Raw genomic sequence first — 13,172 nt, forward strand, 5'->3', positions numbered from 1 at the left:
TTATCAGTCACTGGCGCGCAGGATGCGCGCCGGGCTGGCGGACAGCGGGCGCAGTGCGAAGGCAAGGCCCGCCAGCAGTGTGACGATCAACCCCCCCGCCACGATCCCCAGGGCCGCGGGCCAGATGATCGTGTACCGGGTATCGAAAATGTAGGTCGCCACGGCCCACCCGCCCAGTACGCCTGCAGCCAGCGCGATGCTGCCTGCCGCCAAGCCCAGCAAGGCCGAGCGCAGCGCAAAGCTGAGTAGGATCTTTCGGCGGTCCGCGCCGATGGTCTTGAGGATCGCGGCCTCGTAGCGCCGGGCGGGTTCACCGGCGGCCGCCGCCCCGATCAGCACCAGAAACCCGGTCAGCAGCGACACGCCCGCCCCATAGGATGTGGCCGACGCCAGCCCCGCCAACAGGCCCGAGACGCGGTCGATCGCGTCGCGCACGCGGATTGCGGTGATGTTGGGGAATTGATCGGCCAAATCGCGCAGGATGGCGGCCTCGGCCCGTTCCTCGGCATAAACGGTGGCGATGAAGCTGTGCGGCGCGCCGGCCAGTGCGGCCGGGTTCATCGACATGACAAAGCCCATGCCGGCGGTCGAGAAGTCCACCTCGCGCAGCGAGGTGATCGTGGCCGTGATGTCTCGGCCCAGGATATTGACGGTCAGGGTGTCGCCCAGTTTCAGGCCCATCTCTTCGGCTTCTTCGGTGGCAAAGCTGATCTGCGGCGGGCCGGAATAGTCCGGCGCCCACCAGTCGCCTGCCGTGATGCGTGCATTCCGCGGTGGACGTTCCGAATAGGTCACGCCGCGGTCGCCTTCCAGAACCCAATGGTCTCCGGCCACCTCGTGCGCGGGACGGCCGTTGATCCGGGTGATGATGCCGCGCAGCATCGGCGCGCTTTCCAACCGCGTAACGCCGGGATCGTTTTCCAGCCGGTCCAGAAACCCGGACATCTGGTCCTTCTGGATGTCCACGAAGAAATACGAGGGCGCCACGTCGGGCAGGTTGCCCGAGATCGCGTTGCGCAGGGTTCCGTCGATTTGGCCGACGGCTGCCAGAACCGACAGGCCCAGCCCCAGCGACAGAACGACCGGGGCCGCCCCTTCGCGCGGGTCGGAAATGGCGGCCAGTGCCCAGTGCAAGGCCGGGCGGCCTCGGGCCCGCCGGGCAGACCAGTGTGCAACCCGCTGGATGGCGAAGGCCGAAAGGGCCAGCAGCGTCAGGGCGCCAAGGAACCCTGCAGCCGTCCAGAGCGTCAGCCGCGTGGATCCGCTGAACACTGCAGCGGTGGCGATCAGTGCAGTAAGGGCCATGGCCGTGGCCAGCAGGAATGCCGGGCGCGGCAGGAACCGGGCCGCGGACAGCGCATCGCGGAACAGGGTAGCGGCACGGACGTCTTCGGTGCGGGCAAGCGGCCAGAGCGTGAATACAAGCGCGGTCAGCAGGCCATAAAGCGCGGCCTCGAACAGGGGCATGGGATAGAGCGCGAATACCGCAGGAACGGGAAGGTGGCTCTCGATCACCGGGGCCAGCAGAACCGGTGCCAAACCGCCCAGCAAGGCGCCGGCGGCGATTCCGAAGACCGACAGAACGCCAATCTGGATCAGGTAGGTCTGAAAGATCGTGGCCCGGTCGGCGCCTAGGATCCGCAGCGTGGCGATGGTTTCGATCTTGCGGGCAAGATAGGCGCGCACCGCGGCCGAGACGCCGATACCACCCACTGCCAGCCCGGACAGGCCGACCAGTACGAGGAACGCGCCCAGACGCGCCACGAATTCAGCAATGCCCGGCGCCCCGTTGCGCGCATCTGTCCAGCGCATACCGGACCCGTCCAGGACCTGCGCCGCTTGCGCCGATACCGCGGCCAGATCCGCTTGGGGCGGCAGGTCGAGCCGGTACTTGGTGGAAAACAGCGTGCCGGGTTGCAGTAGGCCAGAGGCGCGCAGATCCCGCGTGCGGACAAGGGTCCGCGGGCCCAGCGTGAACCCGTCGCCAGCGGCATCGGGTTCGTGGATCAAGGCGGCGGTCAGGATGAATTCCTGGGTTCCCAGCGCAAAACGGTCGCCGATAGCCAGACCTAGCCGTTCGATCAGAACCGGATCCATCACAGCACCGGGACGGGTGCCTTCACCATCGAGCGCGCGGGAGAGCGGGATATCGGGATTCAGGACAACCGTGCCGATCAGGGGATAGGTGTCGTCTACCGCCTTGACCTGCGTCAGTCCGCGCAGGCGGTCGGGCCCGTTTCGGGTCACGGCCATCGAGCGGAAATCGACTACCTCGGACACCTCCGCCGCGGTGCGTTCCATCCATGCGCGCTCGGCATCATCGGCAAAGCGATAGGTCAGCTCGATCTGCGCGTCGCCCCCTAAAAGGGCCGCGCCCTCTTGCGTCAGGCCGATTTGAATGGCTTGGCGGACGGACCCCACCGCGGCAATCGCCGCCACGCCCAGGGTCAGACACGCCAAGAATACCCGGAATCCGTTCAGCCCGCCGCGCAATTCGCGCCGGGCCAGCCGCGCGGCCTGACTCAGGCTCATTCCGCGGCCTCTTGCGCGGTATCTTCGTTGATGCGGCCGTCGCGCAGGTGCACGACCCGGTCGCATCTGGCGGCCAGACTTCGGCTGTGGGTGACAAGGATCAGCGTCGCGCCGTGGCGGTCGCGCAGGCCGAACAGCAGATCGACGATCGCGGCGCCGTTGGCTTCGTCTAGGTTGCCGGTGGGCTCGTCCGCCAGTAGAATCCGCGGGCGCGGCGCCGATGCGCGGGCCAGGGCGACCCGCTGCTGCTCGCCCCCGGACAACTGCGCAGGGTAGTGATCGCGCCGGTGCGACAGGCCCACCGCGTCCAGCTCGGCCTCGGCCCGGACAAAGGCATCGCGGTGGCCGGCCAGTTCCAACGGTGTGGCGACGTTTTCCAAAGCGGTCATGGTCGGGATCAGGTGGAAATTCTGAAAGACGACACCCATTGCATCACGGCGGAAGCGGGCCAGCGCGTCTTCGTCCATCGTGGTCAGGTCGTGCCCCAGCGCCGTAACTCGGCCCGCCGAGGCCCGTTCGAGCCCCCCCATCAGCATTAGCAGAGACGACTTGCCCGATCCGGACGGGCCGATCAGGCCCAGAGACTCGCCCCGGCCTACCGAAAGGGAGATGTCGTGCAGGATTTCGATGGGTCCGGCATTGCCATTCAGCGTCAAAGCGGCATTTTCAAGGGTCAGAACGGGTGTAGTCATCGGGCAATCCGGCTGGAGCGATTTAGATGGGATATGGAGCGATGCGGAATTTGCGCAAGGTGCTGACGGCGGGCGCATTTGCCGTTTGCGGCTTTGCGGCCACAGCCGAGCAGGTCGTCATCGCGGCGCTGGGGGATTCGCTGACGCAGGGTTATGGGCTGATCGAGCAGGACGGGTTCGTACCGCAGTTGACCCGCTGGTTGCGGGAACGCGGCGTTGAGGCGCGGGTGATCAATGCCGGGGTCTCGGGCGATACCACGGCGGGCGGCGCGGCGCGGGTCGACTGGACTCTGACGCCGGATGTCGACGCCATGATCGTCGCGCTGGGCGGCAACGACCTGTTGCGAGGGATCGAGCCGCAAGTGTCGCGCACCAATCTCGAGGGCATTCTGCAGACGGCCCAGGCCGCGGGCGTTCCGGTTCTGCTGATCGGCATGCAGGCGCCGGGCAATTACGGGGCGGACTACAAAGACGCGTTCGACGCCATCTATCCGGAGCTGGCCCAACAATACGGCACCATCTTTGCTCCCAGTTTTTTTGCCGGGCTGTCGGCTGGGGGCGACCCGGGCGCGGCCCGGGCATACATGCAGCCCGATGGCATTCATCCCAACTCTCGAGGGGTGGCGTTGATCGTGGAAAACCTTGGTCCGAGGGTTCTGGAGCTGGTCGAAGCCGTCAAAGAGGATCGCTAGAAAGTTCGCGCGGGCTTTCTGATGCACCGACGTTTCAGTACTGATTGCCTTGTGCTGCTTGGTCGTGAAATACGGATGGAACGTGTTTGGTGCGGCCATTGCACGGTCGGCCATCCTGCCTATATGCATTCGAGAAGTTGAATATGGAGGGCCGGAATGGCTGACAAGACATTGACCTGTCTGGAATGCGGTCAACTCAACCGCGTACCCGCAGAAAAACTGGCGGCTGGTCCTAAATGCGGGACCTGTGGCGCTGCGTTGGTTCCGCGCAAGGCGGTCGAAGTGGACCCGGCCATATTGGAGAAGGCGGCAAAACATGACGACCTGCCGTTGGTGGTCGATTTCTGGGCGCCGTGGTGCGGACCCTGCCGCATGATGGCACCCGAGTTCTCGAAAGCGGCCGACACGCTGGCCGGGCAGGCCCGGTTGGTCAAGCTGGACACTCAGAAACACCAATCCGCCGGTGCGCGGTATCGGATCCGGGGTATCCCGACGATGGTGGAGTTTCAGCGGGGGAAAGAGACCAAGCGGCAGTCCGGCGCGATGCGGGGCGGGCAGATCGTGGCTTGGGTAAAGGGATAGGGTGGGCTTGAGCGCCCACCCTTAGGGTCTTACACCAGTTCGATATTGTCGGCGCTTTCGCGGCCGTCACGGCCCGAACGCAGCTCGTACGTCACTTTCTGGTTGTCGGCCAGGCCGGTCAGGCCCGAACGCTCGACGGACGAGATGTGCACGAACACGTCCTTGCCGCCTGTTTCGGGTGCGATGAAGCCGTAGCCTTTGGTGGTGTTGAACCATTTCACGGTGCCTGCAGGCATTCCGTAGTCTCCTGTTTTGGTGCTGCCCGCGGAAGTGCGGCAGCCTGGCGTCGTTGTCTGTATCGATAGACTGAACGCCGAAAACGGAGACAGTAGGTCGAAGTAGAAAAACGTAAGCTCGTTGTATATGGCACTGCCCGGGTCAGGTGACAAGGGCGATTGTCACCACGACCGGGGCGAACATGTCGGGATCAAAACCGCCAATAGTCCAGAATCGGTGCAAGAATCCGATTCAGTTCGTCGGCGGTTTCCGGCTTGAGCTCATTTTTCCACTGCCCGCTTTTGCCCGAACGTTTGTGTTCCAGCTTTGGCGCGCCTTTCTGGATGGGGCTTGCAAAATTCGACAGTTTTTCAATGCTTTCCTCGCTCAGGTCGATCTCAAGATAGTCGGTGACCTTGCGCAGGAAGACATCCGTGTGTTGCGAGAACTCGTCGTATGTCAAGAACAAGGCATCCGGAACCGTCTCGGCGAGTTCTCGATACTCCGTGAACCACGGCAGGATCCACTCGCTTGCCCTTCTGAGCACATATGCGTCGATTCCTTCCTCGGACACCTTGGCGCGCTCTTCCACGAATTTCTCGCGAGCCTTGGTGTTCAGGGGTTCCGGATGAGTATACGCCCATGAATAAAAGGAAGAAACAAGCACGTCGCGCGGATCACGAAAGAAGAAAATGTGCTTGAAGTTCTCCCGGCCGGGAAAGTCCACAGGAAACCGGAGCGGGCCGTAGATTTCGCCGTATTGCCGGAAGAGCATATCGTAGTTCTGCGGAAGGAACTTGCGGATCACAAGGCCCACTGAGTCAACCTCATCGCCTAGTTCCCAATACGCACTGGCGTAGTTGAAGGTTTCATAGTCGCTTTGATCTGCAAGCTCTTCCAACAGGGCGGTGACGAAGGTCGAAGCACACTTATGCGTGGTGAAGAATAGAAAAGACTTATGTGTCTTTGGTCGGTTGTTCGCCTCCAAGACCCGCTCCTTGGCGGCTAGGAAAAGCTCTTGTTCCTGCATCGGCGGCTCGATGGGTGTCGGATCTTCATCAACGGAACGATGCAGTTTTTCGAACAGTTTCTTCAATTTCAACCTCGTCTGGGCCTGGCAGCAATGGGAAAAGCCAGTTGTCTTGCGTAATGGCGGCTATTTGTTCAGTTTATCCGACTGTCGGCGAGCGAAAAGGTATTTGCGGCATTTTTTCGACGCTACTGCCTTCTGTAGCAGAGCCGAAACCTACCTAACCGCTATCCGCGCTGCTTGAGTCTTGGTTATCCGTCGGCTCGTCGAACGAATAGCCAAAATAGTCAATGTCCTGCGCATAGATCTCAGCGACCAAATCACGAAGTTCGTCAGTGTAAGAGTCTTGGTACCTTGATTTCTGCGGACGCGCGCTGTTGATTTTCAGAGAGCCGAGTTCCGGGCAGCCGATTTGTTGTCCGATTTTCGGCAATTCTTCCTGTCGGTTTTCAAATCGAACGATCTTGTCGACGATGATTTTGCCTTTTTCATCAGAAATGAATTCCAGGCACGTTCGCGTCAGTGGACGGTACGTAAATATCGTTGAGCCCGGGGACAGACGTTCCTGATGGATGCTTTTCACGAACTGCTCAAATGTCAAATCGTCCACAGCTGACGTGTTTTTTCGCATGTACATGTACAGAGACAGAATCCGCTCCCACGGATTGCGCACGACCGTGAAAGTGAAGATCTTCTCCCAGAGTTCAACGCCAAGGAGGTCGCGCATTTCAACGGCGGTCAGGTGGTCTTCAAAAATCTGTTCGGTCGCTTTGTCTTTTTCGGGGATATTCAGCTTTCCATGACCAATACCAAACCTTTCACCAAGTTGCGCTCGAATGGACGAAGATGATGTGCGCGGGATGTCCACGAACCAAAAACCCGTTTGCCGAACTTCGCGCCGTCCACGGTGATAGTTCAGTTGGCGATTGATCGCGTTCTTTTTGCGCTCGAAAGACCGCGAAAGTTTAGATTCCAGCAAGGCGAGCCTCTCCTGAAGTAGCGAACGGCAATGCTGGATGCGTCGCTTGGATGCTCTAATCATCACTTTAGCCTTTCGATACTGCGAAGCAGCCTGTATTGACCCTGTCACGATCACGGGGCGGACATATCCGCAAACGTATTCTCATTCCAACTGTCTCATCGCGCGAACTTCTTGTGCTTCAGCCGTTTGGGCTCCAGCGCATCCGGCCCCAGACGGCGTTTCTTGTCTTCCTCGTAGTCGGCAAAGTTGCCCTCGAACCATTCGACATGGGCGTCACCTTCGAAGGCCAGGATATGCGTACAGATCCGGTCGAGGAAGAAACGATCGTGTGAGATCACGACCGCGCAGCCGGCGAAATCGACCAGCGCGTCTTCCAGCGCGCGCAGGGTTTCGACGTCAAGATCGTTGGTCGGTTCGTCCAGCAGCAAGACGTTGCCGCCCTCTTTCAGCAGGCGGGCCATGTGGACGCGGTTGCGCTCGCCCCCTGACAGCAGCGAGACCTTTTTCTGCTGGTCGCCGCCCTTGAAGTTGAATGACGAGCAATAGGCGCGGGAATTGACCTGCGCGTCGCCCAGCTGGATGATCTCGGCGCCGCCGGTGATCGCCTCCCACACGGTGTCGTTGTCGTTGAGGTCGTCGCGCGATTGATCGACATAGGACAGTTGTACCGTGTCGCCGTATTCGATGGTGCCCGCGTCAGGTTTTTCCTGGCCGGTGAGCATCTTGAACAGGGTCGATTTACCGGCGCCGTTGGGGCCGATGACGCCGACGATGCCGCCCGGCGGCAGGCTGAACGAGAGATCCTCGATCAGTTGCTTGTCGCCCATGTGCTTGGACAACCCGTTGACCTCGATCACCTTGCTGCCCAGGCGCGGGCCGTTGGGAATGACGATCTGGGCGCGCGACAGCTTTTCGCGTTCGGATTGCTGGGCCAGTTCGTTGTAGGCGTTGATGCGGGCCTTGGATTTGGCCTGGCGGGCCTTTTGACCTTGACGCATCCATTCCAGTTCGCGCTGTAGGGTCTTCTGCTTGGACTTGTCCTCGCGGGCTTCCTGCTCCAGCCGCTTGGCCTTCTGTTCCAGCCACGAGGAATAGTTGCCCTCGTACGGGATGCCGCGTCCACGGTCGAGTTCCAGAATCCAGCCGGTGATGTCATCCAGGAAGTACCGGTCGTGGGTGACGATCAGGATGGTGCCCTTGTAGTCGATCAGGTGTTGCTGCAGCCAGGCGATGGTCTCGGCATCCAGGTGGTTGGTGGGTTCGTCGAGCAGCAGCATGTCGGGTGCTTCGAGCAGCAGCTTGCACAGCGCCACGCGGCGTTTCTCGCCGCCCGAAAGGGTTGTGACATCGGCATCGTCGGGCGGGCAGCGCAGCGCCTCCATCGACACGTCGATCTGGCTGTCCAGATCCCACAGGTTTTCCGCGTCGATCGCGTCCTGCAGGGCGGTCATCTCTTCCATCAACTCGTCCGAGTAGTTCTCGGCGATTTCTATCGCGATCTCGTTGAAGCGGTCGACCTTGGCCTTTTTCTCAGCCACGCCCAGCATGACGTTTTCACGGACGGTCAGGTTCGGGTCCAGCTGCGGCTCCTGCGGCAGATAACCCACTTTGGCGCCTTCGGCGGCCCACGCCTCGCCAGTGAAGTCCTTGTCGAGGCCGGCCATGATCTTGAGCAGGGTCGATTTACCGGCGCCGTTGACGCCGACGACACCGATCTTCACGCCGGGCAGAAAGCTCAGGTGGATGTTCTCAAAACACTTCTTGCCACCGGGATAGGTCTTCGAGACACCCTGCATGTGGTAGACATATTGATAGGCGGCCATGTCACGTCCTCTGGATCGGGGAATTCGGGTTGACCCGCTTGATAGCCAAGCATGGCAAGCGGGGCAAGCTGATGCGTTCCGTGCATTCGCTCGCCGTCCGGTGGCGGCCTTGGATTGACAAGTCCGCCCGGTTCTGAACATCCACGGAGGATGTTTCGAAGCGCCATCCCATTCGCGCGGCCCGGGCAGGTCGTTGGCTTGTTCGGCGGGTCATTCGATCCGCCGCATGCGGGGCATGTCCACGCGACGTTGGAGGCGATGAAGGCCTTCGGGCTGGACCGTGTTTGGTGGTTGATATCGCCGGGCAACCCGCTGAAGGAGCGCGGTCCCGCGCCATTGATGCGCCGCATGGAGGCGGCGCGCGCGATCTTGCGTCATCCCCGCGTCGCGGTCACGGATATCGAGGCGCGCATCGGCACGCGGGCTACGGCCGATACGCTGGCCGCCCTGCGCCGCCTGTATCCCGGCGTCCGGTTCGTCTGGCTGATGGGCGCCGACAACCTCGCGCAGTTCCACCTTTGGAAGGACTGGCGCTGGATCATGGACAACGTTTCGGTCGGTGTTGTTGCCCGGCCCGGAGACAGGATCTCGGCGCGGATGTCGCCCGCGGCGCGGATCTATGCGCGGTATCGCATCGACGGGACTGCACGGCACCTGCTGGGTCGTGCCGACTCTCCAGCTTGGTGTTTCGTGAACGTGCCGATGATTGACGTCAGTTCGACCCAGATTCGTTCCAGCGGCGAATGGACAGGTTGAAGTGTTGCCGGAATGGCCCCTGTTGGCGCATATTGGATTTGAGCAGTTGTCTGCTCTGATCTCTGGGATTTTAATTGACCCATGCCTGATCGTTTTTCGCGCCGTGTATTTTTGGGGGGATTGGGGGCCAGTTTGATCCCCACAGTCGGCGCGGCCGGCGCGCCAGCGGTGTCGTTGCGGCCGATTGCTCGGGGTGCCGAGCTCTCCGCGGCCGAGAGGATCGTTGCGGCGGCGGGCCTTAAAGGCGAGGTGGTCTTTGCCGTAGCCGATGTCGAAACAGGCGCAGAACTTGAGGCTTTCGGGGGCGATCAGGGGTTGCCGCCAGCCAGCGTCGCCAAGGCGCTGACGGCGCTTTACGCGCTGGATGTGCTCGGACCAGACCATCGGTTCGAGACGGCGCTGATTGCGGATGGACCCATCGATAACGGTATCCTGAAGGGCGATCTGATTCTGGCGGGCGGCGGTGATCCGCTGTTGGATACCGATGCGCTGGCAGGTATGGCCGCCAGTCTGCGCAAGGCCGGGGTGACCGAGGTGCGCGGCGCCTTCAAGGTGTATGACGGGGCCTTGCCCTATGTGTTCAGCATTGACCCGGGTCAGCCGGACCATGTGGGTTACAGTCCGTCGGTCAGCGGTATCTCGCTGAACTTCAACCGCGTGCATTTCGAGTGGAAACTGGGAACTTCGGGGTACGACGTGTCGATGGATGCGCGCAGCGCCAACTACACCCCGTCCGTGGACATGGCGCGGATTCGGGTCGAGCCGCGCAGTCTGCCGATTTACACCTATCAACGCAGCGCCCGGCAGGACCGGTGGACAGTGGCCAAGGGCGCGTTGGGCAAGGGCGGCGCGCGGTGGTTGCCGGTGCGCAAGCCGGCGCTTTATGCCGGCGACGTTTTCCGAACGCTGGCCCGGGTGAACGGGATCGTTCTGGGCCGGGTGCAGGTCACGCGGCAGGCCCCACGGGGACAGGTGCTGGTTGTGCATCAGAGCGATGCGTTGGACAGCATCCTGAAGGGCATGCTCAAATATTCCACGAACCTGACGGCCGAGATGGTGGGGATGGCTGCGACAAGGGCGCGCGGGGTGTACCCGGGTTCATTGGCGGCATCCGCCGCCGAAATGAACCGCTGGGCCGCCGCAAAATACGGGACCAGACGGATTGCGATGGTGGATCATTCGGGTCTGGGTGAAGCGTCTCGTATGGCGCCTTCGGATCTGGTCAAGGCGCTGGTCGCCGCCCGGCAGGATGGGCTGCTGCGGCCGTTGCTCAAGCCGTTCACGTTGACGGACGCCAAGGGGAGGCGTGTGGTCGGAAACCCGGTCCGGGTCGATGCCAAGACCGGGACGTTGAACTTCGTGTCCGGTCTTGGCGGGTTTCTGACCACGGCCGGCGGAACCGATCTGGCTTTTGCGATCTTCACCGCCGACATGGCGCACCGTGCGACTATCCCGCGTCAAGCCCGGGAACGCCCCGACGGCGCGCGCAGCTGGAACCGTCGGTCTCGCAGGCTGCAGAAGGCGCTGATCGAACGCTGGGGTGCGCTGTACGGAAGCTGAGCCGAACCGCGTCAGACCGTGTGCCGGGCCCGGGCGCCGCGTTCGATCGCGGCGGCATGCAGGCGGTCGATGCTCAATTCATAGCGAATTTCTTCCAGCAGGCGCAGCTCGGTTTCGGCTAGCGCACCATCTGCGGCAGCCACGTCGCAGGCCAGCGCATAGGCCGTTTCATGCAGCCGCTCCGGCAGGTTGTCTCGGATCAAACCGAACAGCGCATCCAGGCCGTCTTCCTGCTCGAAAAGGTCGAACACGATCTGCGAGACGCGCCGCATGCGGTCGATGTCATATTCGGCAAAAACCGGCAGCATGTTCACCGCAGCCTCGATCTTGACCAGTTCGGCCGTGCGGATGTTCTCGTCAGATGCGGAGACGGCCACCATGATTGCCACGAGGCAGTCCTGGGGCGACATGGGGTGGGCAACGGCTTGGGTCATGGGTTCGTCCTGAATTGGGCTGTCTGCCGCGGCACGATAGGAGCGCGCGCAGCAGGGTTCAACCGCTTCTTGCGAACGCGCCGAACGACCCTGGTGTGCGGCAGGACCTGGCGGGTGCGAGGTTGCTGCGAAAAACAGCAGTTTTGTCGGGCAGGAGGGGGCGCGCTTTATTGACTTATGCTGCACCGGCACAATAGGAGGGGTGGTCCGGTTGCATGGGGTGGCCGGCGCTGTTTGTCCCGATGGAGACCCGATCAAATGTCTGAACTGCGTGAAGCCGCGATGTCGTCCAAGGCCTGGCCTTTCGAAGAGGCGCGCCGGGTGCTCAAACGCTATCAGAAGGCTCCGCCGGAAAAGGGATATGTGCTGTTCCAGACCGGCTATGGCCCCTCGGGCCTGCCGCATATCGGGACCTTCGGCGAGGTGGCGCGGACCTCGATGGTGCGTCACGCCTTCGAGCAGCTGAGCGACATCCCCACCAAGCTGATCTGTTTTTCCGACGACATGGACGGGTTCCGCAAGGTGCCCGGCAACGTGCCGATGCAGGAAGAGCTGAAGCAGGACCTGAACCTGCCGCTGACCAAGGTGCGCGATCCGTTCGGCACGCATGAGGGCTTTGCCCAGCACAACAACGCGCGGCTGTGCGAATTCCTCGACAGTTTCGGGTTCGACTACGAGTTCGCCTCGGCCACCGAGTATTACACCAGCGGTCGCTTTGACGAGATGCTGCTGGTGGCGCTGGAGCGGTTCGACAAGATCATGGAGATCATGCTGCCGACGCTCGGCCCCGAGCGGCGCGAGACCTATTCGCCGTTCCTGCCGATCTCGCCCAAGACGGGCCATGTGTTGCAGGTGCCGACGCTGGAGCGCAATGTCGCCAAGGGCACCATCGTCTACGAAGAACCCGATGGCGAGCGGGTCGAGATCCCGGTCACCGGTGGTCACGTCAAGATGCAGTGGAAGCCCGATTGGGCGCTGCGCTGGGCCGCTCTGGGCGTGGATTATGAGATGTCGGGCAAGGACCTGATCGACTCGGTCACGCAATCCTCCAAGATCTGCCGGGCGCTGGGCAAGCAGCCGCCCGAGTCGCTGAGCTATGAGCTGTTCAACGACGAGCACGGTCAGAAGATTTCGAAATCGAAGGGCAACGGGTTGTCGATGGAGGAGTGGCTGACCTATGCCGCGCCCGAGAGCCTGTCGTACTTCATGTACCAGAAGCCCAAGACGGCAAAGCGGCTGTATTTCGACGTGATCCCCAAGGCGGTGGACGAATATCATCAGCAACTGCGGGCCTATCCGGGGCAGGAGCTGAAGGCGCAGTTGAACAACCCCGTCTGGCATATCCACGGCGGCGAGGTGCCTGAATCTACCCTTATCGTGCCTTTTGCCATGCTGCTGAACCTGGCCTCGGTGTCCGGGGCCGAGGACAAGGAGACGCTGTGGGGCTTCATCCGCCGCTATGCGCCCGAGGCCACACCCGAGACCCATCCCGACCTGGACCAGGCGGCCGGATTCGCGGTGCGTTACTACAACGATTTCGTCAAGCCGACCCGCACGTTCCGCCTGCCGACCGAGCAGGAGCGCGAGGCGCTGGAGGCGCTGAAGGCGGCGTTGGAGACCTATGACGGCCCGGTCGAAGACGAAGCGTTGCAATCGGTGGTCTATGCGATCGGCCGCGAACGGTTCGATCCGATGCGCGCCTGGTTCACAGCGCTGTACGAGGTGCTGCTGGGCGCCAGCCAGGGGCCGCGCTTCGGCGGGTTCATCGCGCTTTATGGCGTGCCGGAAACCATCGCCCTGATCGATAAGGCCCTGGCCGGAGAATTGGCCTGATTTGACCCGAACGCGCCCGGGGCTACGCTCTGACACAGGA

General features: G+C 62.2%; 12 protein-coding genes. 5 read left to right on the forward strand and 7 right to left on the reverse strand.

Annotated features, from left to right (window positions below; translation table 11 throughout):
- Window positions 1–3 precede the first annotated feature (3 nt).
- On the reverse strand, window positions 4–2,532 hold the full coding sequence (locus AC2FMN_RS10885) for an ABC transporter permease (protein ID WP_496688151.1): 2,529 nt from the start codon (window positions 2,530–2,532) through the stop codon (window positions 4–6).
- Entirely contained in the window at window positions 2,529–3,224 is a 696-nt protein-coding gene (locus tag AC2FMN_RS10890) for an ABC transporter ATP-binding protein (RefSeq protein WP_496688153.1), read from the reverse strand. The genes AC2FMN_RS10885 and AC2FMN_RS10890 overlap by 4 nt, the downstream gene beginning before the upstream one ends.
- 41 nt (window positions 3,225–3,265) lie before the next feature.
- On the opposite strand from AC2FMN_RS10890, the gene AC2FMN_RS10895 reads away from it, so the two are divergent.
- Window positions 3,266–3,916 carry an arylesterase gene (locus AC2FMN_RS10895; protein WP_496688155.1) on the forward strand — a complete coding sequence of 217 codons (651 nt, stop codon included), beginning with the start codon at window positions 3,266–3,268 and terminating at the stop codon, window positions 3,914–3,916.
- A 156-nt stretch (window positions 3,917–4,072) separates the two neighbouring features.
- Entirely contained in the window at window positions 4,073–4,498 is a 426-nt protein-coding gene (gene trxC / locus AC2FMN_RS10900) for a thioredoxin TrxC (RefSeq protein WP_496688156.1), read from the forward strand.
- Window positions 4,499–4,527: 29 nt separating this feature from the next.
- On the opposite strand, the gene AC2FMN_RS10905 is transcribed toward trxC, so the two are convergent.
- The 4 genes from AC2FMN_RS10905 to ettA all read right to left on the reverse strand — a co-directional run bounded on the left by AC2FMN_RS10905 (window position 4,528) and on the right by ettA (window position 8,549).
- The gene (locus AC2FMN_RS10905) at window positions 4,528–4,734 is read right to left on the reverse strand and encodes a cold-shock protein (protein WP_149777124.1); all 207 of its coding nucleotides are present in this window, start codon (window positions 4,732–4,734) and stop codon (window positions 4,528–4,530) included.
- A 191-nt stretch (window positions 4,735–4,925) separates the two neighbouring features.
- A complete protein-coding gene (locus tag AC2FMN_RS10910) occupies window positions 4,926–5,810 on the reverse strand; it encodes a sulfotransferase domain-containing protein (RefSeq protein ID WP_496688158.1) in 885 nt (294 codons plus the stop codon).
- Between the two features lie 154 nt (window positions 5,811–5,964).
- On the reverse strand, window positions 5,965–6,786 hold the full coding sequence (locus AC2FMN_RS10915; RefSeq protein WP_496688160.1) for a sulfotransferase family 2 domain-containing protein: 822 nt from the start codon (window positions 6,784–6,786) through the stop codon (window positions 5,965–5,967).
- Between the two features lie 95 nt (window positions 6,787–6,881).
- A complete protein-coding gene (gene ettA, locus AC2FMN_RS10920) occupies window positions 6,882–8,549 on the reverse strand; it encodes an energy-dependent translational throttle protein EttA (RefSeq protein WP_496688161.1) in 1,668 nt (555 codons plus the stop codon).
- Window positions 8,550–8,699: 150 nt separating this feature from the next.
- On the opposite strand from ettA, the gene AC2FMN_RS10925 reads away from it, so the two are divergent.
- Both AC2FMN_RS10925 and dacB read left to right on the forward strand, forming a co-directional pair.
- A complete protein-coding gene (locus AC2FMN_RS10925) occupies window positions 8,700–9,305 on the forward strand; it encodes a nicotinate-nucleotide adenylyltransferase (protein WP_496688163.1) in 606 nt (201 codons plus the stop codon).
- A gap of 81 nt (window positions 9,306–9,386) precedes the next feature.
- On the forward strand, window positions 9,387–10,865 hold the full coding sequence (dacB, locus tag AC2FMN_RS10930; RefSeq protein WP_496688165.1) for a D-alanyl-D-alanine carboxypeptidase/D-alanyl-D-alanine endopeptidase: 1,479 nt from the start codon (window positions 9,387–9,389) through the stop codon (window positions 10,863–10,865).
- A gap of 11 nt (window positions 10,866–10,876) precedes the next feature.
- Here dacB and AC2FMN_RS10935 read toward each other — a convergent pair whose 3' ends face one another.
- On the reverse strand, window positions 10,877–11,299 hold the full coding sequence (locus tag AC2FMN_RS10935) for a tellurite resistance TerB family protein (RefSeq protein WP_040633393.1): 423 nt from the start codon (window positions 11,297–11,299) through the stop codon (window positions 10,877–10,879).
- Between the two features lie 258 nt (window positions 11,300–11,557).
- Between AC2FMN_RS10935 and AC2FMN_RS10940 the strand changes: the two genes are divergently transcribed.
- Window positions 11,558–13,132, forward strand: coding sequence for a lysine--tRNA ligase (locus tag AC2FMN_RS10940; RefSeq protein WP_496688166.1), 1,575 nt, complete (start codon window positions 11,558–11,560; stop codon window positions 13,130–13,132).
- The last annotated feature ends 40 nt before the right edge of the window (window positions 13,133–13,172 follow it).

It is taken from the genome of Ruegeria sp. BHSC037, assembly GCF_059613045.1.